Below are 19,034 nucleotides of genomic sequence, written 5' to 3'. Positions count from 1 at the left end.
ACCGCGGATGCGGGTAGCCGGAAACATCGGTCGTAGGTTCTCAACGCGGGCAATCTGCCGCAGTCCGAGGGAGAATCGCGGCGGGGACCCGACCTTGCGAGACGAAAGAGCCCCAACCCTTGAGCACACCAGTCATCATCGACGGCTTCGTCGAGTTGCCGGACTACGGCGCGGACCGCCGCGGAGAAGCCTCGGCCGCCGCGGCGCTCGACCGCGAATGGCGTCTGCAGCGGGAGCTGTACGCGTCCGAATGGCGTTCGACGCCGGAGCAGCTGGCCGCGCCGCTCAACTACGACGACCTGGCGACCCGCCTTTTCGGGGACGCGGGCGTCGACATCGCCGTCGTGCACTCCCCGGCCACCGCTACCGTTCGTTGGGAGGTCGCCGCATTTCGGGAGCGCTTCCCCGGTCGCGTGCTCGTGATGGCGGGGATCGATCCGTTCTTCGGCATCGCCCGCGCGCTCGATGATCTCGACCGGGCTGCCGAGTCCGGGGCTGTCGGCATCAGCCTGGACCAGTACCGTTTGATCGACGGCGTGGACCGCAGCTACTCGCTCGCCGACGAGGCGGAGATCTACCCCCTCCTCGAGAGGTGCGGCGCACTGGGGCTGAAGGTGGTCTCGGTGCGCAAGGGCAATCCCCGTGGACTGGACCCGATGGATCCCTATCGCGTCGCCGACCTCGACTACGCCGCTCGCGACTTCCCGCAGCTGTCGTTCGAGGTCGTGCACGCGGGACTGACGTTCCTCGACGAATTCGCTCTGCAGATGGCACGCTTCACGAACGTGTGGGCGAACCTCGCCACCACCAACCATTTCGCGATGCGTCAGCCGCGGCGGCTCGCGGAGGTGCTCGGCGAGTTCGGGCTCCACGGCGCGGCGGACCGAGTCGTGTTCGGAAGCGGCGCACTCGGGCACCCCAGACCGCTCCTCGACGCCTTACGGACCTTCCGCATGCCGACAGACATGGTGGACGAGGGCTACTTCGAGATGACCGACGCACTGCGCACCGGTCTCCTCGGCGGAAACGCCGCGCGGCTGCACGGACTGGATCTGCGCGGGGGCGCGGACTCGTTCGCGATCGTGGATGCTGGGCTGGTGCGCTGAATGCTGCACGATGACGTCTTCATCGCCGACGGACTCTCCCTCGCCATCGACTACGGCGGGGAGGCGCGTGAGCAGAGCGAGTTGACGCAAGCGATGGCGGATAAGGACCTCAGTGTCGTTGAGGGGCTCGTGCCGAGCGAATTCCTGCTCGAGCGGGATCGCTACCAGCAGGCGTTCTCGCTCGAGGCGCTCATCGACACGCTGTTCCTCGAGAGCCCGGTCGACATCACGTGCTTCCACAGCGCGGAGCTGTACGGGCGCGAGTACTCGCCGATCGGCATCGGCGCCGAACTTCGTCGTCGCCATCCCGACCGCACACTTCTCTACGGTGCGCTGACGTCAGAGCCCGATGCCGACGCTCGCATCGCCGAGCTCGAACGGCAGGTGGACGAGTTCGGCATCGTCGGTCTCGGCGTGCGACCGTGGGACTTCATCGATGGGTCGCCGCGCGAGCTGCCGCTGCATGACCGGGAGCTCATGTATCCCGTGTTGGAGCGCTGCGGTGAACTGGGCGTCACGGTCATCGCGGTGCACAAGGGGCTGCCCGAAGGGCTCGCCCCGATGGATCCCTACCGGCCCGGCGATCTCGACTACGCGGCTCGCGACTTCCCCGACCTGCAGTTCGAAGTGGTGCACGGCGGCTACGGCATGCTGGAGGAGACCGCCTCTCAGATGGACCGGTATCCCAACGTCTGGGTCAATCTCGAGGCATCTATGCTCTACGTCATGCGTCGCCCGGGAAAGTTCGGACGCATCGTCGGCGCCCTGGCCCGAGCCGGGGGAGCGGACCGACTGCTGTTCGGCAGCGGGGTCCCGTCCGCCCACCCACGCCCGGTGATCGAGGCGATGTGGGATTTCGAGATGCCCGCCGGCCTCACGCGACGCGGCTATCCCGAGCTCAGCGAACAGACGAAACGCGGCATCCTCGGGCTGAACTTCGCGCGGCTGCACGGCATCGACGTTCCGGAGCGGCTCTCCGTGATCCGCGACGATGACATCGCGCACATCGTGCGCGCCGAGGGCCTGCGTGCGCCATGGAGTCATGGACGTGTACCAGCGTGAGGACGACGCATCTCCGGTCCGGTCGGCGGGCCATCCGCACATTCGACACCGATCGCCGATCCACTGTGGGCGCGGTCTGAGCAAGAGAGGGCCGCTGTGGCTACTGAACTCATCCTGAAGAACACACCGATCCCCAAGCCGCTCGACGAGTGGAAGTCGATCGCTGTGGAGCTCCTCGGCACGCAGACCCGGTTCGTGCAAGGCGAGAAGTGGCGCCACCGGATCATCGAGTCCGGGTTCGACAACGATGCCGCGGAACCACTGATCCTCATCCACGGGATGGGTGGGCATGCGGAGACCTTCGCGCGGAACATGCACAACCTCGCCGCGCATGGCTTCCACGTGGTCGCGATCGACGCGCTCTTCCACGGCTACACCGACAAGGAGCCATGGAACCCCGACACCGAGCTCGACCTGCAGGCCGACGCGCTCGCCGATCTCGTGCGCGCGCTCGGCTACGAGAAGGCCCACATCGAGGGCGAGTCGCTCGGGGCTTCGATCCTGTTCGAGTTCGGCCTCCGCTACCCCGAGCTGTGCGGCAAGCTCATCCTTAACACGGCCGTCGGGCGTGTGAAGCTCGACAAGTCCGACTTCGTCATCCGTGCGGGGGAGGGGGATGAGTTCAAGCGCATCTCGCAGCAGTCGGTGACGGATCCGTCGTTCGAGGCGATGCAGCCGCGGATGAGCTGGCTCGTAGGCGAACCCTCACGCATGACGGACGAGATGGTCGAAGTCCGACTGAGGCTCTACCAGGACCCCGCGATCCATCAGGCGATGAAGCGGGTCTACCGACTCGACGGCGGTGAATACGGACCGCAGTTCCAGCCTCGCCACGACGAGAGCACGCTCGCCTCGTTCCCTCACGAGGTGCTCGTGTTCTGGACGGAGCTCAACCCCGGGTACGGACCCGACTACGCAGAGTATGTCGCGCACCGGATCCCCGGCGCGCAGTACTACATCATGAAGGATGCCGCGCACTGGCCGCAGTGGGAGAAGCCCGAAGAGCACGACCAGGTGCTCATCGAATTCATCAAGGGCGCCTGAGGAACTCGAGAGACCGGCCTCGGGGGCGTTCGCACTGAGGGTGACCGCGATCCCGGTCTCCCCGTCGGCGTCTGATGGCGGTCCTCCCGGGCCGGTTGTGAGACGTTCAGTCCGTCAGATGAAACCGCGTGTTGTAGACACTGTCTGAACCGCTCAGTATCGGTTTCACGAGTCGACCGTTCCCGATTGCGGCTCGATCATGATCCCGGAGGACCTCGATGGAACCCATCGTCATTCAAGAGCAGGGCAGCTTCATGTTCGGCGGTGCCGTCGAACAGCGCGGCGACGGCACGACCATGCACGGCGACCACGGCTACGTGCACTATCAGATCCCCGCCGGCGCTACGAAGGTGCCTCTCATCCTCTGGCACGGTTTCGGCCAGTCCGGAAAAACGTGGGAGCAGACGCCTGACGGCCGCGAGGGCTTCCAGAACATCTTTCTGCGCCGCGGCCACCCGGTCTATATCGTCGACCAGCCCCGCCGTGGGCGCGCCGGCCAGACCGTAACCGGCAAGGTCGTTCCGGACGCCACCGACGAAGGCAACTTCTTCAACGATCAGGCGGTCTTCGAAGCGTTCCGCCTCGGCACCTGGGCGCCGGGCGGCCAGCCGGAGTTCTTCGAGAATCTGGCATTTCCCCGCGACGAGGAGTCCTTGTCCCAGTTCCTGCGCTGGGGGACTCCCAACACGGGCCCTGAGGACTTCAGCGACGAGGTGCGAGAAGTGCAGGCGAGTGCGATGGCTGCCCTGTTCGACAGGATCGGGCCGGCAGTGCTCGTCATCCATTCGAACGGCGGCCAGTACGGCTGGCTCGGGGCGATCAAGTCGTCCAACGTCCGCGCGATCGCCGCGTACGAGACCGGCGGCGGTCAGATCCTGCCGGAGAGTGCCGAGCCCGAGTACCTGGACATCAGTGAGGAACCGTGGCTCGAACCGTGGGTGAAGCCCAACATCGTTCCCGATGAGCAGTTCGATCGGCTCACCAGGATTCCGATCCAGATCATCTGGGGGGACAACTGGGACAAGCTCCTGGAGCAGCGGCTGTACATCCGCCGGGTGAAACAGCTGGTCTCCGAGCTCAAGACGCGCGGCGGTGACGCCGAACTGGTGGAGCTGCCCAAGATCGGCATCGTGGGCAATTCCCACTTCCCGTTCTCGGATCTCAACAACATCGAGGTTGCTGACGCGCTCAGCGCATGGTTGGAGGCGAAGGGGCTCTCCGCATAAGGCGAGTGACTGAGACGGCCCGGCTGCGAGGAGCCCGATGCTCCTCGCAGCCGGGTCGTCGCCGTCTCTGGGATGCTTCGTCGTCGCGAGATCAGCTGGAGCGCTGTGGATCTCGTCACGTCGTGCGCAGGAGTCCAGACACCCCGCGGTGGATGCCGCGGCCCGTTGAGATCATCGATCACCCCCGCATCGTGCCCGCACTGTCCGCCCACTCGCGCAATGGGACCACTCAGCGAAACGCGCGGTCGTCCGGTTCTGCGGCTGTCCGTAGCTTTCTTAGCAACTCGGCACCCGCCGGGCACACCCGACAGATTTCTCGGCGATCCGACCCATTTCCGAGGCAACTGCGTCGGTGAGGCACCGTCAGCACGGCGATCTTCCTCGTAAGACCTCCGGCGCCGAACCGCAGCAAGACGCTATACAGCAAGATCGGCGCTCGGCGGCATCGCCCCTCCCCAGTCAGGCAAGGAAGACAAGATGACCACTCAACGACTCGAGTCTCACGAGAGGCAGCGGCGAGAATGAACAGCAGGCTGATCCATTACGCCAAGCTCATTGGCTCCTCACTGATCCTTCTGCTCGTCACGATCGTGCTGGTATTTCTCCTACTGGAGTTGGCGCCGGGCAACGTCGTCGACACGATGATCGGCCAGACGGCGGTCAGCCCGGAGTTCCGCGCAGCGCTCGAGGCGCGCTACGGGCTGAACGAGCCGGTGTTCCAGCGGCTGCTGATCTACCTCGGCAATGTGCTGACGGGCAATTTGGGGACATCCGCGGTCTCGAACCAGCCCGTGCTGGAGATCATTCTCGGGCGCTTCGTGAACACGCTGTATCTCGTCGTTCCGGCGCTGATCCTCTCGACTGTCCTGGGCATCTCGCTCGGTGCGATCGCAGCGCGCACGCGCTCCAAGCTGCTCGACAACACGATCTCGTACACCTCGCTCGCGGCATTCTCCATCCCGACGTTTTGGCTCGGAATGATGCTCGTGCTCGTCTTCTCGATCGGGCTCGGGTGGCTTCCCGCGCAAGGAATGAAGGACTACACGACCAGCGCGCCGGTCTCCATCACGCATCTTGTGCTTCCGGTCACCGCTCTCGCGCTCTCACAGATCGCCTTCACGGTGCGCGTGATGCGTACGACGACGATCGAGGTGCTCGGTCAGGACTACATCGACACCGCGCGGTCGAAGGGCCTGAGCCGCAGCCAGGTCGTTCGAAACCACGCCATCCTCAACTCGATGCTCCCGATGATCAGCATCATCGGCTACAACGCTGCGTGGGCGGTGACAGGCGTGATCTTCGTCGAGCGCGTATTCGGGTGGCCGGGCATGGGACTCCTCGTGTACGACGCGATCAACTCGCGCGACACGATGCTCGTGATGGGGATCGTCATCTTCAGCGCGGCGCTCGTCATCATCATCAACATCATCACCGACGTGGCCTACGGATGGGCCGACCCGCGGCTGCGCGCACCGCGGCGAGTGGAGGCACGAGCATGACCATCGAAAGCGTTATCCTCGACGGTGCGCCGCAGCAGCCCGTCGACCATGCGACGACGGTGAACGGTGGCGACCCCGGTCGCCCGTCTCGCCGCCGCAGCGGACCGACCTGGGTGCGGCGCCTCTTCCGCACCCCCTCGGCGATCATCAGCCTCGTTTTCATGGCGCTGATCGTGCTCGGCTCGACCATCGGCCCGCTGATCTACCCGCGCAATCCCATCGCGGCGATCTATCCTCCGCTGCTTCCGCCGAGTGTGGCGTTTCCGCTCGGAACCGACCAGCTCGGACGCGACTTCCTTGCGCGCGTCCTCGCCGGCGGTTCCGTCACCGTGTTCGTCGGAATCGCGGTTGCCCTCCTGTGTCTGACGATCGGTCTGGTGATCGGTGCGATCGCCGGCTTCTACGGCGGACCCGTGGACATGGTCCTCACCAAAGTGGTGGAGTTCTTCCAGGTGATCCCGGCGCTCATCATCGCACTCGTCGCGTCATACCTCCTCGGCGCGAGCGTGCCGCTGGTCGTCGGGGTGCTGGCGATCACGATGTGGCCCCAGGTCGCCCGCATCGCCCGGGCCGAAGCGCGCCGCATCAGCACGCTCGGCTATGTCGAATCGGCCCGAGCCGCCGGATTCTCGCAGTGGCGGGTGCTGGTCTCCGAAGCCGTGCCCAACATGCTCCCCCCAGTGATCGTCTCGGCGACCATGACCGCGGCACTGGCGATCCTCACCGAATCCGGTCTGTCATTCATCGGCCTGACGGACCCGCAGACCCCCAGCTGGGGTTCGCTGCTCAGCTCGGCGCAACCGTATATGCAGACCGCGTGGTGGCTCGCCGTCGTGCCGGGCCTGCTCATCTTCCTCATCGTGCTCGCCGTCAACGGCCTGGGAGAGACAATGAACGACATCCTCAACCCCACGCTGAGCCGGGTGAAGTCGTGAGCGGCGTCGTGACGCGCTCCGCGACGCGCACGAACGGCGCAGCCCCGGCAGACGCCCAAACGCCTCTGGTCGAGATCCGCGACTTGAGTGTGCACCTTCCCACCGGCCCCCGCTCGGAGGTGCACGCGGTCAAGCAGATGGACATCGTCGTGCGCCCGGGCGAGCGGGTCGGGATCGTGGGCGAGTCGGGATCGGGGAAGTCGATCACCGCCCGCGCGATGTCGGGGCTTCTTCCTGAGAACCGGCGGGTTCGGGTATCGGGCTCGATCCGGCTCGACGGAAAGGAGTTCGTCCACGCGGGCGTGAGCGAGTGGGATCGTGCCCGCCGCTTCGACATCTCGATGATCTTCCAGGATCCGCTGAGCTTCCTGAATCCGACCATGCCCATCGGGCGGCAGGTGCGCGAGGCGCTGCCTTACAGGCCCGGCGCGATCTCGGCGGCGGCGGCGCGCGAGAAGGTCGCTCACTACATGGACATGGCGGGACTGCCGAACGCCGATCAGCTTCAGCGTGCCTACCCGCACGAGCTGAGCGGCGGCATGCGTCAGCGTGTTCTCATCGCGATGGCTCTTGCCAAGGAGCCGCGTCTGATCATCGCCGACGAGCCCACGACGGCGCTCGACGTCACGGTGCAGGAACGCGTGCTCACCTCGCTCGAAAGATCCGTTTCGGAACTCGGAGCATCGCTGGTCATGATCACCCACGACCTCGCGGTCGTCGCCCGGATGTGCGAAAGGCTCTACGTCATGCGCCAGGGCGTCCTGGTCGAGACGGGCACCACCGCACAGGTGCTGACCGATCCCCAGGAGGCTTACACGCGCGAGCTCGTCGCACACGTGCGCCGCCTCTCGGACGACACGCCGCTCCGCGGTTCCATCGAGGCGATGCTCCACCCCGTCGGATGGAAGGAAGAAGACGATGCTCCGGGCCAGTGATGTCACCAAGTCCTACGCTGCGCGCCACGGGCGGGGGTCCGTGATCGCGGTGGACCACGCGACCGTCGAGGTGGCTCCGGGCCAGTTCGTGGCGGTGGTGGGCGAGAGCGGCAGCGGCAAGTCCACATTGTCGCGCATCCTGCTCGGCCTCATCCGCGCCGACAGCGGCACCGTCACGCTCGGTGGCGAGAGCCTGCGCGACATCCATCGCCGTGACCGGCTCGAGTTCTCGCGCACGGTCCAGTGCGTGCTTCAGGATCCGTCCGGTTCGCTCAACCCGCGCAAGACGATCCGCCGAACACTCACCGACGTGATCAGACTCCACCGCGTTGCTCAGGGGCGCGAGGCGATCGACGCAAAGATCGAAGAAGTCCTGTCGTTGGTTCGTCTGCCCACCGACGCCGGCTTCATCGATCGACTGCCCAACCAGCTGTCGGGCGGGCAACGACAGCGGGTGCTGATCGCGAGGGCCCTCGTCGTCGGCCCTCAGCTGATCGTCGCGGACGAGGCCGTCTCGGCGCTCGACGCAGTGGTCAAGGCGGGCGTGCTCGAGGTGATGGACGAGATGCGCGAGCGCCTGGGTGTCGGCTACCTCTTCATCACCCACGATCTGCCGGTGGTCAAGAAAGTCGCGACCTACGTTTACGTGATGAAGTCGGGCGTGATCGTCGAGGAGGGGCCCACGGCCGAGATCTTCGAGAATCCGCAGAACGACTACACACGGATGCTGCTCGCCGCAAGCCCTGACCTCGACCAGGCCCTGGCGCGGTTCCACGCGTCTCCTGTGACGGCTCCCACCGGGTAGCAACGACGAGAGCAGAGAGGGGGGTCGGCCATCGTCGCGATGGCCGACCCCCGTCATCTGTTTCGTGGGGCGTGGGTACCGTCAGCCGTCGAGACCCTTGCGGGCAAGCCAGGCGCTGAGCTGGTCGGCGATCTCGAGGCTGTTGAGATCGGAGAACGGGAAGTGCGTGTTCCCATGGATGCCGATCTCCGGCAGGAAGAGGTTCTCAGCGTCGCCTCCTCGCTCGCGCAGCGCCGCCACGAACTGCTTCGAGCGTGCGACGTATGGAGCCCACTCGTACGCGTGCTCCTGCAGGAAGTCGCCCCACACGATCTGGATCGGGATCCGCGCCAGTCGGTCGAAGCTTTCATCGGGGATCAGGTCGGCCGCGACCCAGGGCTCCAGTTCCGGGATGTCGAACGGCACGGCGGCGGGCGGCTCGGAGATCGGGTACGAGTAGGGTCCGATTTCGTACCCGACGACGGCCTTGACGTTCTCAGACTTCGACGCCGCCCGCCAGCCGAATGCACCGCACGTCGAATGGATGAGCAGGATCGCCGGCCCGATGCGATCGAACAGCGCGGCGACCGCGTCGCTGAACACCTCGCGCGTGGCGTCGTCGAAGCCGTCCGGGCCCACCGACGCAGCGCCGGACCGGAGGTACTGCGAGATCGACTCCGGATCCTGGGGAAACTGCACTCCTGCGTGGAAACGGGGCTGTTCGCCGCGATCCCACTCGCCGATGCGGAAGGCGTCCCAGAACGCCTGGTCGGTGAAGAAGAACTCCTCGTCGTTCGCGCCCGGGACGTAGATCCCCTCGCTCGAGGTGGAGGCGCGCCCGCGACGCGGCTGGTCGATGAGGTACACCGGATAGCCGCGGCGCAGGAAGAGCGTCTGGAAGCCCTCGCGGCCGTCGGGCGTGGTCTCCCACGTGCGCGCGGATTGCCCGTAGCCGTGCCACATGACGATCGGGAGCTTCTTGGCGTTCACGGGGATCTGGTACTGGACATATCCGTGATCGGTGTGCACCGTCGCTCCATCGGGGCGCTCCACGACCGTTCCACCGAACGCGAAGGATCCCTGTTCCTGAATGAGCAGTGCCTCCGTGGGCGCTGCCGGGGACGATTCCGCGGGGATGCTCGTCGTGCTGTCGGTCATTCTGTCTGCCCTTCCAGGAGGTCTTCCGGGCTCGGGTCTGCCCAGTTCTCGCTGAATCGTCCTATCCCAGCCGTGCAGCTGGTTCAGCAATGTTTCGTCAGGCGAACCCGCATACAGCGTGGTCCACCTGGCGAGATGCACCTTACCGAGGTCGTCGCGCCCGTCCCTATCCTGATCCGGGCCGTGCCGGCGTGACCGCGCTCGCGACCCGGCGCGCCACCGCGATCATGATCGGAGATCTGTCCTGATGAAGTACGTGAAGCTCGGTTCCAGCGGCGTGGAGGTGTCGCCGATCGCTGTCGGCGGCCTGACGTTCGGACAACCGGACCGTGGGCACCCTCGGTGGTCTCTCGACGAGGATGAGGCGCGGCCACTGATCCGCCGCGCGATCGAGGCGGGGGTTAACTTCTTCGACACGGCGAACATGTACTCGAACGGGTCGAGCGAGGAGATCCTCGGGCGCGCGCTGCGAGATTTCGGCATCCGCGACGAACTCGTGATCGCGACCAAGGTCCTGCATCCCATGCGGTCAGGGCCCAACGCCGAAGGACTGTCGCGGAAGAGCATCATGGCCGAGATCGATCACTCCCTGCGCCGTCTGGGAACGGATCACGTGGATATCTACCAGATCCATCGCATCGATCGAGCGACGCCCTGGGAGGAGACTCTGGAGGCTCTCCATGACATCGTCAAGGCCGGCAAGGTGCGGTACCTCGGCGCGTCGTCGATGCGCGCGTGGGAGTTCGCGAAGGCGCTCCGCCTCCAGCGCGAGAACGGGTGGGCGCGGTTCGTCTCGATGCAGGACCATTACAACCTCCTGCAGCGCGAGGAGGAGCGCGAAATGATCCCGCTCTGCCTCGACGAGGGCGTGGGGACGCTCGCGTGGAGCCCGCTCGCGCGCGGACGACTCGCGCGTCCCTGGGGAGAGAAGAAGTCGACGGAGCGCGGCGCGAGCGACGAGTACGCTGACATCCTTTATGGCTCGCGGACCGACGACTCCGACAGTGCGATCATCGACGCGGTGGGGCGCGTCGCCGATGGCCGCGGCATCCCCCGGGCGCAAGTCGCGCTCGCGTGGCTCCATGCCCAGCCGGTGGTGACAGCGCCCATCACCGGTGTCAGCCGGCTTTCGCAGCTGGATGATGCCATCGCGTCGATCGACGTCATTCTGACCGCGGACGAGATCCGCGAGCTGGAAGCGGACTACACACCGCGCCATGATTTCCAGGCTGCGGACGAGAAGGAGCTGATGGCGAGTCTGCCCCAATTCCGTCTCGCGCCGCACTGATCGCGGGCACGAGGAAGGCCCGGGCGCACGCGATGTGCACCCGGGCCTTTCCCGTGTTCGGAACGGTCAGTCGCTGAAGCCGTGAGCGTCCAGCCACTCACTCATGAGGTCCGCGATCGCGAGGTTGTTGAGGTCAGAGAACACGAAGTGCGTGTTTCCGGTGATTCCTCGCTCAGGCAGATCGAGCAGTTCCGCTTGTCCGCCGCGCGCGCGCAGCGCGTCGATGAACTGCAGCGCCCGCTTTCGCTGCGTCCCGTACTCCGCGTGCTCCAGGATGTAGTCGCCATAGACGACTTGAATAGCGACGTCCTTCAGCCGGTCGAACTCCTCGTCGGGAATCAGGTCCGGGTCGATCCATGCGGTCTCGAACCCGTCGTAAGGCAGCGCGGCGGGCGGCGCGGCTGCGGAGAACGTGAACGGCGAGGTCTCGTAGGCGATGACCCCTTTGACGTTCGCCGACCGTGCAGCTGCGCGCCAGCCGAACGCTCCGGCAGTCGAGTGGAGGACGAGGATGCTGTCGCCGATCTCGTCGATCAGCTCGGCCACGGCATCTGCCATGAGGTTGCGGACCTCGTCCGAGAATCCGTCCTCGGTGCCGTCCGGGCCGTTGCTGGGTGTTGTCATGCTCAGGTACTGGCGGTAGCTCTCGGCTCCAGGCGGGAAGGCAGAGCCGGCGTTCGGCTGCGGGCCGTCGGCGGTCCAGATGCCCAGTCGGAAGGCTTCGTAGATGTTCTGCTCGGTGAAGTAGAAGTCCTCGTCGAGCGCGGCGGGAATGCGTGTGCCGGGGCCGGAGACGCTCGCGCGCCCTCGACGCGGCTGGTCGATGACGAATACCGGGTGCCCGCGGCGCAGCCAGATGTTCTGGTAACCCTCCCTGCCGTCGGGGGTGGTCTCCCACGTGCGCCCGGTCTCGCCATAGCCGTGCCACAGGACGATGGCGTGCTTCTTCGCGCCTGCGGGGATCTGATACTGGACATATCCGGCGTCGACGAGGACGTTGCCCCCGTCGGATCGCTGGATCCATCGGCCGCCGAAGGCGAAGCTGCCCTGCTCCTGCAGGACGATCGGCTCGGTTGGGTCCGTCGCGTGTGCCCTGGTATAGCGGGTCTGCGTGGTCGTGGTCATTGACTGCCTTTGCTCTGCTGATCGCGGTTGGAGGTCGTTGGGGGAGCGGACGACCGCTCCCCCAACGGATCACTTGGTTCCGAGCGCTGCCCAGTTCCAGTTGGTGCTGCTGTAGAAGTCCTCGAGGCCGGTCACGTTCGCGGCTGCGACGACCGGAGACGCCGTGACCACGATCGGCAACGAGCTGTAGAGCGTGTCCACGATCGCGGCGTCCGCCTCGCGGAAGAGCTCACCCCGCTCGTCCTGATCGCTCAGGGCGGCGGCCTGCGTGAAGAGTGCGTCGATGTCCTCGTCGCAGATCCCGGTCGCGTTCGAGTAGGGGATGTCATTCGGATTGCAGGTGTAGAGCGTCGACAGCAGGACCGACGGGTCGGCCTCGGTCGAGGTCTGCACGAGGTAGATGTCGAAGTCGTACGGTGCCGTCCAGACATCCGAGATGACTGCCTGGAAGTCGGTGAGTTGCACCTGCAGGTCGATTCCGATCTTGTCGAGGTCGCTCGCGAGGAGTTCGGCAGTGGTGGACGCCGGCTGCTGCGACGGCTCGACGACCAGCTTGAGGCTGAACCGCGTTCCGTCGGCGCCGGCCGGGTATCCGGCTTCGTCGAGGAGCTTGCCTGCGGCTTCGATGTCGAGCGGGTACTGAGTCGACAGATCCACGTCTTCGTTCGTTGCCCACGCGATCTTGCGCGGGATGGCGCTCGGAGCGGCCTCAGCCGCGCCGAAGTAGGCGCGCTCGATGATCGGGTCGCGGTCGATGGCCTGCATGATCGCCTCACGCACCTTAAAGTCGGCGAGCGGCCGGCCCTCGCGCTGGTTGAGGATCGTGATGAGCTCTTCCGGCGCGCCGACCATGGGTGCCACCTGAAAAGCGTCGTTGGCCTCGAAGGTGGGCAGCTGGGACGGATCGACGGCGTCCCGGAACTCGAGGTTCACGTCGCCGTTGGTGAGGGCGACGTTGCGGGCGTTGCGGTCGGGAATGACCGGGTTGACGATGCGGTCCGCCTGCACCTCGCCGTCCCAGTAGTCCTCGTTCTTCACACCGGTGATCTGCTGGCCCTCTTCGAAGGACTCGAACTTGAAGGGACCAGTGCCGACCGGGGTGTTCCACGCGGGGTTGGCCATGATGTCGGTACCCGCATAGATGTGCGCCGGGCTGATGTACAGGTTGGCGAGCCCAGAGAGGAAGTATCCGGCCGGAGAAGACAACGACACGACAGCAGTGTTCTCGTCGGGTGTCTGTACATCGCTGATGAGCGCGTACGTGGTCGCCAGTGGGGAGTAGTACTGCATGGCCTCGGTCAGGTTGTACTTGACATCCTCGGAGGTGAAGGGCTCACCGTCGTGCCAGGACACGCCTTCCTGAAGGCGGAAGGTGTAGGTCAGACCGTCGTCGCTGGCTTCCCACGACTTTGCAAGGCCGGGCTCCACGGACAGGTCGGTAGCGTTGAGGCGCACGAGAGTGTCGTAGAACTGTCCGCGGAGCATGTACGCCGCGGTCTCATTGGCGAGCGGGTTCAGCGAAGGCGGGTTGACGACGACGGGTGAGATGATGACCGACTCACCCTCGGTGGTGTCGGTGCTCGACGCGCCGCATGCGGTCAACGTCAGCGCGACGGCCGCGGCGGCCGCCGCCGCCCAGAGGACTTTTCGTTGCTTGAATACCACGGTGATGCTCCCTGCTGTGTGTTCGGGCCTGGCTTGCTCGGCTGCGAGGTGCGACCACCCCCGCTAGCGCGGAGACACGTGGACTGTGCTCTCCCGGCCTCTCGGCCGTTGCGAGTAATTTCGGGTGTGCGCCGCTCTCGCGGAGTTGAGCCGAAAGTATGGGTTCCCGATGACGTGATCGACCGCTGGGTCCGCTGAGCGATCCGGCGCAGGCGTGCGAGACTGAGGGGATGACCGTGCGTCGTCCCCCCGACCCCGATCGGCCGCGGAAAATCACCGAGGCTACGCTCGCTGTGATCGCCCGGGATGGGATCGGAGCCCTCTCGCATCGCGCGGTCGCGGCGATGGCCGACGTGCCGCTCGGTGCCACCACGTACTACTTCAAGACGCGCGACCACTTGATCGAAGCTGCGACGGAGTATGCGGCGGCGGCGCTTCATTCTGAAGTCACAGCATGGTTCGACGTGCCGCCCACGCGAACGACGCTTTCGCGTCGCCTCGCCGAACTCACGGAGTTTCAGACTGCGCACGGACCGCGCCGCGATCAGCTCGCCTTGGAGTACGAGTTGTATCTGGCTGGGGGCCGGATCGCTTCTCTCCGGGAGATCAACATGCGCTGGGACGGCGTGCTGCGCGCGATCATGGTCCCGCTCATCCCTGAACGCGCCGTGCGTGCGGTCGGGGCGCTGATGACCGGGCTACACGTCCAGGCGGTCGTCTATGGTGTGCGCTTCGACGCGGATGATGTCGAGGAGTTGATCGAGACGACGATCAGAGCTTTCGAGGAGTGATCAGCGGTGCCAGATCGGTCCGTTCAGTGGACCGATCTGGCACCGCGCCCTGTTGTGCGCAGGGCGCCCGGCGTACAGTCTCCCTATTGGACGATCGTCCACTAAGGGGAAGAGGTCGGAATGGAGACGACGGAGACGCTCGATCGGGTAGCGGCCGAAGACGTGGGAGGTGCCGCCGAGGTCGAGTTCGCTCGCGCTGTGGAGTCCGTGTGGCGGCCGCGGTGGCTGCTCGCCGGGCACATCGACCAGCTTGCGAAGCCCGGCGCGTTCCTGACCATAGCGCTCGGCGATCGCGACGCCGTGATCCGGAAAGACGCCGACGGTCAGGTGCACGCGTTCTACAACGTGTGCCCGCACCGCGGTGCCAGGCTTTGCGAAGGTCGCACTGGCGCCCAGTCGCCGCGGGCCATCATGTGCCCCTACCACGGCTGGACGTTCACTCCGGCAGGGGGCGAGCTCATGAAGGCCCCATACATGCACGACGACTTCGATCTTGCCGGCTGGAAGCTCTATCCGGTGCACGCGCGGCTGTTCCACGGCCTCGTCATGGTGTCGTTCGCCGACGACCGGCCCGCATCGACGGAATCCGAGGCCGCCGGAGACGCCGTCGCGGTGTTCGGGCGCGGGTCTTGGTCGCTCGCGCAGTTCTCGAGCGAGGAGGTTGCCGTGGCATGGCCTGAGGTCGTCGAGGGCGACGCGCTGCATCTCGACGCTCCCGGCCTCGACGGTGCCCACGTGTCGCGGTGGGAGCCGGCGTCGATCGTGGCCGTGGGCGCCGAGCAGGCCGCGATCCGCACAGCACGCCCCACGGGTGCAGGAACGACACAGATCGAGGAGTACTGGTTCGTGCGTGAGAGCGAGGGGAACCACGATCAGGGCGAGGTCATCGGCTGCGCGAATCCCCGACCTACCCCCCACCCATGACCCCACGGAATCGAAAGGAAACGAAATGAGCACGAGTCTTCAGCTCCGGTCGTCGGAGAGCGAGTTCACCGGCCCGCCGCGCGAATGGTTCTTCGGCGAAGAGTGGCTGCAGCGCGACATCGCCGCGGTGTTCGACCCGCGGTGGCTGGTCGCCGCTCACGTCGACCAGCTGATCGCACCCGGATCGGCCGTGTCGATGACTCTCGGAAGCCGCGTGTGCGAGGTACGTCGCACCGCCGGTGGCGACTACATCGCCACCGAGCTCGGCAGCGGACGTCGACTGCACGCCGAGGTCTGGGTCGGGTTCGTCTTCGTGTCGTTCGCGACGGAGCGTCCGGCATCGCTTGCGGACGAGCTCGACAAGAGCGGGCTCGGGGGGTATGACACGACTCGTTTCAAGCTCGCCGCGTTCAAGACCCACGAGGTCGAGGCGAACTGGAAGATCGTGTTCGAGAACAACAACGAGTGCTATCACTGCGAGCTCAATCACCCCGAGCTCGTCACCCAGATCGATTGGAAGGTCACCGAGGCGGCGGACTTCGACCAGTACATGCTCGATCGGGCCGCCGGCCGCGAGATCGAGACGTCGAACAAGATCGGCAGCTACAGCACCCTCAACAATGAGCCCGTCTCGCAGCGACTGCTCGCCCGCCAGCCCGGGATCGGCCCCGCGAACGGCTCGTGGACGGTGTTCTGGGAGCCCGGCTCGGGTCTCGCCTTCGCGCCGGATCACGCGTGGATGCAGGCGCCGCGTCCGACAGGTGCCGGCACGACTCAGGTCGACCAGTACTGGCTGGTGGATGTGGATGCCGTGGAGGGTGTCGACTATGACCTCGAGAACCTGAAGTTCTTCTGGGACACCACGCTCGTACAGGACAAGCACCTGTGCGAGAGCGTACAGAAGGGGATGCGCAACCCGGTCTACCAGGCGGGACCGCTCAACCGTCGCTTCCAGGGCGGCAACGCCGGCTTCTACAGCTGGTATGGCGCCCAGGTGAAGGCGACTTACCCCGAGCTGTTCTGACAACTGCCGGAAAGGCGAAGGGCCACCCGCTCGAACCCAGCGGGTGGCCCTTCGTGGCGCCTCCTCCGCTGACCAAGGGAGGCGCACAGGCGCAAACGAGTCGCTCGCGCCGGTCTCAGCGGCTGGACCGTGCCAGCCGACGCAGGTCTACGCTCGGGTCGGCGAGCGCCTCTGTGCTGACCGCGACATCTGCGGCGATCAATGACATCGCGCCGCGCACGTCGCGGCCCTGGTTGATCGCGAAAGCCCCCACGAGGCGCCCGTCACTCACGTGGAACGCGCTGAAGGCATCGCTGTCGGGGTCGCCACGGAGAATGATCTCAGCCTCGCTCTGCACTTCTCCGGTGACCTGGATGTTCATGTCGAACTGATCGCTCCAGAACCACGGGACTTCACGGACGGGTGCCGGGCACCCGAGCATGGCAGCAGCGACCGCCGCGCCCTGCTGCTCAGCGTTGTGGAAGGATTCGTAGCGCACGAGGCCTTCGCCGCGCCACGCCGGCTGCACGGCGACATCCCCGGCCGCGAAGATCGCCGGATTCGAGGTCGCCCCGAGCGCATCCACGACGATGCCACCGGCGACGGTGAGGCCGATCTGCTCCGCGAGTTCGGTGCGTGGTGTCATGCCCACACCGACGATGACGAGATCGGCAGGCAGCACGGTGCCGTCGTCGAGCGCGACGGCGGTCACGCGCGAGGTGCCGTGCAGCTCCGCGATCCCGACACCGGTGCGCATGACAACCCCTTCCCTCTCGTGCCGGCGGCCGATGAGGGTCCCCCAGCGGGCGCCCAGCGAGCGCTCCATGGGGATGCGAGTCAGCGAGACCACTGTCACGTTCGCGCCGCATGCACGTGCCGATGCAGCCACCTCGAGGCCGATGAAGCCGTTCCCGATGATCACGACGTTCTCGGCCGCATGCAACTCGGCGCGGAGCGCATGGGCATCCTCGAGGTCGCGGACCGAGTGGACACCGGTGAGTCGCTCACCGGGCGCCTGAAGGTCACGTGCGGCGCCGCCGGTGGCCAGCAGCACTCGGTCGGCGATCACCTCGCGGCCGCTCTGCATGACCACGCGGCGCCCAGGGGTATCGAGCTCGACGACATGCTCGTCGGTGATGAGGTCGAGCGCGAGCGAGTCCCATTCCTGCCTCAGCGCGAGGTCTGCGTGCGCGGTCGACTCCAGAAGCACGCGCTTGGACAGCGGCGGGCGCTCGTAAGGCTCGTGGGATTCGCCGCCGATGAGGTGGATCGCTCCGTCGTACCCCTGGCTGCGGAGCGCCTCAGCGGCACGGGTGCCCGTCAGGCTCGCGCCCACGATGGCGATGCTCGAAACAGTCACGCTCTGGTCTTCCTGCCGTGGCTAGTGAGGGTCAAGGGCGGAGGGCCGCGATGGCGCAGCCGCGGTGCTCGCTCAGGTCGACGTACACGATGTCGTCGACGATCTGCACGGGATAGGTCCCGATCGGGCGGTTGGCGGGCGGAGCCATGACGGCTCCGGTCTTGATGTTGAACTTCGCATAGTGGAGCTCGCACTCCACCCAACCCTCCTCGATGTAGCCATCAGCAAGGGAGGACTCTGCATGGCTACATGTGTCATCGGTCGCGTAGAAGCCGTCCTCGATGTGATAGACCGCGACGGGGGGCTTGACGTCGACGATGAACGCGGTGTCGATATCGATGTCGCTTGTTGGACAGGCTCGCACCCAGCCGGGTCCGAGGCCGGTCTCGTCGGTGTCGATGCTGGTCATTTGCAATCCAATGAAGGTGAGGTGAGGGCGCCGATTCCGCTGTCGGGTTGACGCCGATGCGGCGACTCTAACCAGAGCTTCCTCGATCGGACTCATCGCGGGTCCGCTGAGCAGTCCAAGTGGACAGTTGGCGTGAAGACTCCATCGCGCCGAACGCCGCGGGCGTCCGGCGCGATGGACGGGGATTGATCCTGACCCCTACTTTCCGGAGAGGGCGAGGAACTCTCGCACCTCTCCTGTCCAGGCGGCGTCGAGCACATCGTCGGCGCGCGGCGTGCGCACAGACAGCGTGCGTTCGTCTGATTCCATCGCAAGCGGGTTGGCGATATAGTGCACGGCGACGCGAGTGACCGGACCGTCCTCCGGCGCGAACAGCCGCGTGCGGAGCCAACCCCGCGCGCCCAGGAGGACGGGCGTGTGCTCCTGCGCAAACCAGGAGTCGAACTCAGACAGCCTGTCGGCGGGGACGGGGTAGAGCACGACGTACAGCGCGCCCTCGGCATTCTCTGCCCACGTGTCGAAGACCACCGGGCCGGTGAGACGGATGTCGGGATCGTTGTCGTCGGGCACCGGCGTCTCGTCGAACTCCAGGAAGCCTTCGTCATCGTTGAGCAGCTGATACTCGAACGGGCGTTGATCGAGGTTCTTGCCGAAGCGCACGTCAAGGTAAACATGGGCGGTATCGCGCCCGCCGGGATCGATCAGATCTCCAAGGGACAT

General features: G+C 66.1%; 18 protein-coding genes. 12 read left to right on the top strand and 6 right to left on the bottom strand.

The genetic code is table 11. The annotated features are described in order from the left end of the window. Nucleotides 1-119: 119 nt before the first annotated feature. The 8 genes from IR212_RS12990 (at nt 120) to IR212_RS12955 (ending at nt 8,612) form a co-directional block, all read left to right on the top strand. The gene (locus IR212_RS12990; protein WP_194396305.1) at nt 120-1,106 is read left to right on the top strand and encodes an amidohydrolase family protein; all 987 of its coding nucleotides are present in this window, start codon (nt 120-122) and stop codon (nt 1,104-1,106) included. Continuing rightward, nucleotides 1,107-2,168: an amidohydrolase family protein gene (locus tag IR212_RS12985; RefSeq protein WP_194396304.1), complete on the top strand. Its 1,062-nt coding sequence runs from the start codon at nt 1,107-1,109 to the stop codon at nt 2,166-2,168. Between the two features lie 96 nt (nt 2,169-2,264). Next, on the top strand, nt 2,265-3,212 hold the full coding sequence (locus IR212_RS12980) for an alpha/beta fold hydrolase (RefSeq protein ID WP_194396303.1): 948 nt from the start codon (nt 2,265-2,267) through the stop codon (nt 3,210-3,212). A 218-nt stretch (nt 3,213-3,430) separates the two neighbouring features. Further along, nucleotides 3,431-4,438 (top strand): alpha/beta hydrolase, encoded by a 1,008-nt coding sequence (locus tag IR212_RS12975; RefSeq protein WP_194396302.1) that lies wholly within the window; start codon nt 3,431-3,433, stop codon nt 4,436-4,438. A 521-nt stretch (nt 4,439-4,959) separates the two neighbouring features. Next, on the top strand, nt 4,960-5,937 hold the full coding sequence (locus IR212_RS12970; protein ID WP_194396301.1) for an ABC transporter permease: 978 nt from the start codon (nt 4,960-4,962) through the stop codon (nt 5,935-5,937). Continuing rightward, the gene (locus IR212_RS12965; RefSeq protein WP_194396300.1) at nt 5,934-6,872 is read left to right on the top strand and encodes an ABC transporter permease; all 939 of its coding nucleotides are present in this window, start codon (nt 5,934-5,936) and stop codon (nt 6,870-6,872) included. The genes IR212_RS12970 and IR212_RS12965 overlap by 4 nt, the downstream gene beginning before the upstream one ends. Further along, nucleotides 6,869-7,807 (top strand): ABC transporter ATP-binding protein, encoded by a 939-nt coding sequence (locus tag IR212_RS12960; protein WP_228479315.1) that lies wholly within the window; start codon nt 6,869-6,871, stop codon nt 7,805-7,807. Before IR212_RS12965 ends, IR212_RS12960 begins: the two co-directional genes overlap by 4 nt. Beyond that, nucleotides 7,791-8,612, top strand: coding sequence for an ABC transporter ATP-binding protein (locus tag IR212_RS12955; RefSeq protein WP_194396299.1), 822 nt, complete (start codon nt 7,791-7,793; stop codon nt 8,610-8,612). Before IR212_RS12960 ends, IR212_RS12955 begins: the two co-directional genes overlap by 17 nt. Before the next feature lie 81 nt (nt 8,613-8,693). On the opposite strand, the gene IR212_RS12950 is transcribed toward IR212_RS12955, so the two are convergent. Next, nucleotides 8,694-9,749, bottom strand: coding sequence for an alpha/beta hydrolase (locus IR212_RS12950; protein ID WP_194396298.1), 1,056 nt, complete (start codon nt 9,747-9,749; stop codon nt 8,694-8,696). 247 nt (nt 9,750-9,996) lie between these two features. Here IR212_RS12950 and IR212_RS12945 point away from each other — a divergent pair, with 247 nt between their 5' ends. Next, the gene (locus tag IR212_RS12945; protein WP_194396297.1) at nt 9,997-11,037 is read left to right on the top strand and encodes an aldo/keto reductase; all 1,041 of its coding nucleotides are present in this window, start codon (nt 9,997-9,999) and stop codon (nt 11,035-11,037) included. Nucleotides 11,038-11,103: 66 nt separating this feature from the next. On the opposite strand, the gene IR212_RS12940 is transcribed toward IR212_RS12945, so the two are convergent. Further along, nucleotides 11,104-12,162 carry an alpha/beta hydrolase gene (locus IR212_RS12940; RefSeq protein ID WP_194396296.1) on the bottom strand — a complete coding sequence of 353 codons (1,059 nt, stop codon included), beginning with the start codon at nt 12,160-12,162 and terminating at the stop codon, nt 11,104-11,106. A 69-nt stretch (nt 12,163-12,231) separates the two neighbouring features. Continuing rightward, complete coding sequence (locus tag IR212_RS12935) at nt 12,232-13,827, bottom strand: ABC transporter substrate-binding protein (protein WP_194396295.1); 1,596 nt, start codon at nt 13,825-13,827, stop codon at nt 12,232-12,234. Nucleotides 13,828-14,057: 230 nt separating this feature from the next. On the opposite strand from IR212_RS12935, the gene IR212_RS12930 reads away from it, so the two are divergent. The 3 genes from IR212_RS12930 (at nt 14,058) to IR212_RS12920 (ending at nt 16,566) form a co-directional block, all read left to right on the top strand. Beyond that, the gene (locus IR212_RS12930) at nt 14,058-14,618 is read left to right on the top strand and encodes a TetR/AcrR family transcriptional regulator (RefSeq protein WP_194396294.1); all 561 of its coding nucleotides are present in this window, start codon (nt 14,058-14,060) and stop codon (nt 14,616-14,618) included. Nucleotides 14,619-14,738: 120 nt separating this feature from the next. After that, a complete protein-coding gene (locus tag IR212_RS12925) occupies nt 14,739-15,542 on the top strand; it encodes an aromatic ring-hydroxylating oxygenase subunit alpha (RefSeq protein WP_194396293.1) in 804 nt (267 codons plus the stop codon). 25 nt (nt 15,543-15,567) lie between these two features. Further along, nucleotides 15,568-16,566: an SRPBCC family protein gene (locus IR212_RS12920; RefSeq protein ID WP_194396292.1), complete on the top strand. Its 999-nt coding sequence runs from the start codon at nt 15,568-15,570 to the stop codon at nt 16,564-16,566. Nucleotides 16,567-16,681: 115 nt separating this feature from the next. Here IR212_RS12920 and IR212_RS12915 read toward each other — a convergent pair whose 3' ends face one another. The 3 genes from IR212_RS12915 to IR212_RS12905 form a co-directional block, all read right to left on the bottom strand. Continuing rightward, nucleotides 16,682-17,905: an NAD(P)/FAD-dependent oxidoreductase gene (locus tag IR212_RS12915; protein ID WP_194396291.1), complete on the bottom strand. Its 1,224-nt coding sequence runs from the start codon at nt 17,903-17,905 to the stop codon at nt 16,682-16,684. 31 nt (nt 17,906-17,936) lie between these two features. Further along, the gene (locus tag IR212_RS12910) at nt 17,937-18,314 is read right to left on the bottom strand and encodes a non-heme iron oxygenase ferredoxin subunit (RefSeq protein WP_194396290.1); all 378 of its coding nucleotides are present in this window, start codon (nt 18,312-18,314) and stop codon (nt 17,937-17,939) included. A 198-nt stretch (nt 18,315-18,512) separates the two neighbouring features. Then, the gene (locus IR212_RS12905; protein WP_194396289.1) at nt 18,513-19,034 is read right to left on the bottom strand and encodes a hypothetical protein; all 522 of its coding nucleotides are present in this window, start codon (nt 19,032-19,034) and stop codon (nt 18,513-18,515) included.

The organism is Microbacterium atlanticum (assembly GCF_015277815.1).
Lineage (GTDB): Bacteria > Actinomycetota > Actinomycetes > Actinomycetales > Microbacteriaceae > Microbacterium > Microbacterium atlanticum.
Note: the sequence above shows the minus strand (reverse complement) of the source record. Positions and strands in the feature narration are given on the sequence as shown.

What these genes read in the sequence shown, in the direction of transcription:
- IR212_RS12985 (WP_194396304.1), top strand. Translation starts at nt 1,107, where the DNA reads ATGCTGCACGATGACGTCTTCATCGCCGACGGACTCTCCCTCGCCATC.
- IR212_RS12975 (WP_194396302.1), top strand. Translation starts at nt 3,431, where the DNA reads ATGGAACCCATCGTCATTCAAGAGCAGGGCAGCTTCATGTTCGGCGGT.
- IR212_RS12970 (WP_194396301.1), top strand. Translation starts at nt 4,960, where the DNA reads ATGAACAGCAGGCTGATCCATTACGCCAAGCTCATTGGCTCCTCACTG.
- IR212_RS12965 (WP_194396300.1), top strand. Translation starts at nt 5,934, where the DNA reads ATGACCATCGAAAGCGTTATCCTCGACGGTGCGCCGCAGCAGCCCGTC.
- IR212_RS12955 (WP_194396299.1), top strand. Translation starts at nt 7,791, where the DNA reads ATGCTCCGGGCCAGTGATGTCACCAAGTCCTACGCTGCGCGCCACGGG.
- IR212_RS12950 (WP_194396298.1), bottom strand. Translation starts at nt 9,749, where the DNA reads ATGACCGACAGCACGACGAGCATCCCCGCGGAATCGTCCCCGGCAGCG.
- IR212_RS12945 (WP_194396297.1), top strand. Translation starts at nt 9,997, where the DNA reads ATGAAGTACGTGAAGCTCGGTTCCAGCGGCGTGGAGGTGTCGCCGATC.
- IR212_RS12940 (WP_194396296.1), bottom strand. Translation starts at nt 12,162, where the DNA reads ATGACCACGACCACGCAGACCCGCTATACCAGGGCACACGCGACGGAC.
- IR212_RS12930 (WP_194396294.1), top strand. Translation starts at nt 14,058, where the DNA reads ATGACCGTGCGTCGTCCCCCCGACCCCGATCGGCCGCGGAAAATCACC.
- IR212_RS12925 (WP_194396293.1), top strand. Translation starts at nt 14,739, where the DNA reads ATGGAGACGACGGAGACGCTCGATCGGGTAGCGGCCGAAGACGTGGGA.
- IR212_RS12920 (WP_194396292.1), top strand. Translation starts at nt 15,568, where the DNA reads ATGAGCACGAGTCTTCAGCTCCGGTCGTCGGAGAGCGAGTTCACCGGC.
- IR212_RS12910 (WP_194396290.1), bottom strand. Translation starts at nt 18,314, where the DNA reads ATGACCAGCATCGACACCGACGAGACCGGCCTCGGACCCGGCTGGGTG.
- IR212_RS12905 (WP_194396289.1), bottom strand. Translation starts at nt 19,034, where the DNA reads ATGTCCCTTGGAGATCTGATCGATCCCGGCGGGCGCGATACCGCCCAT.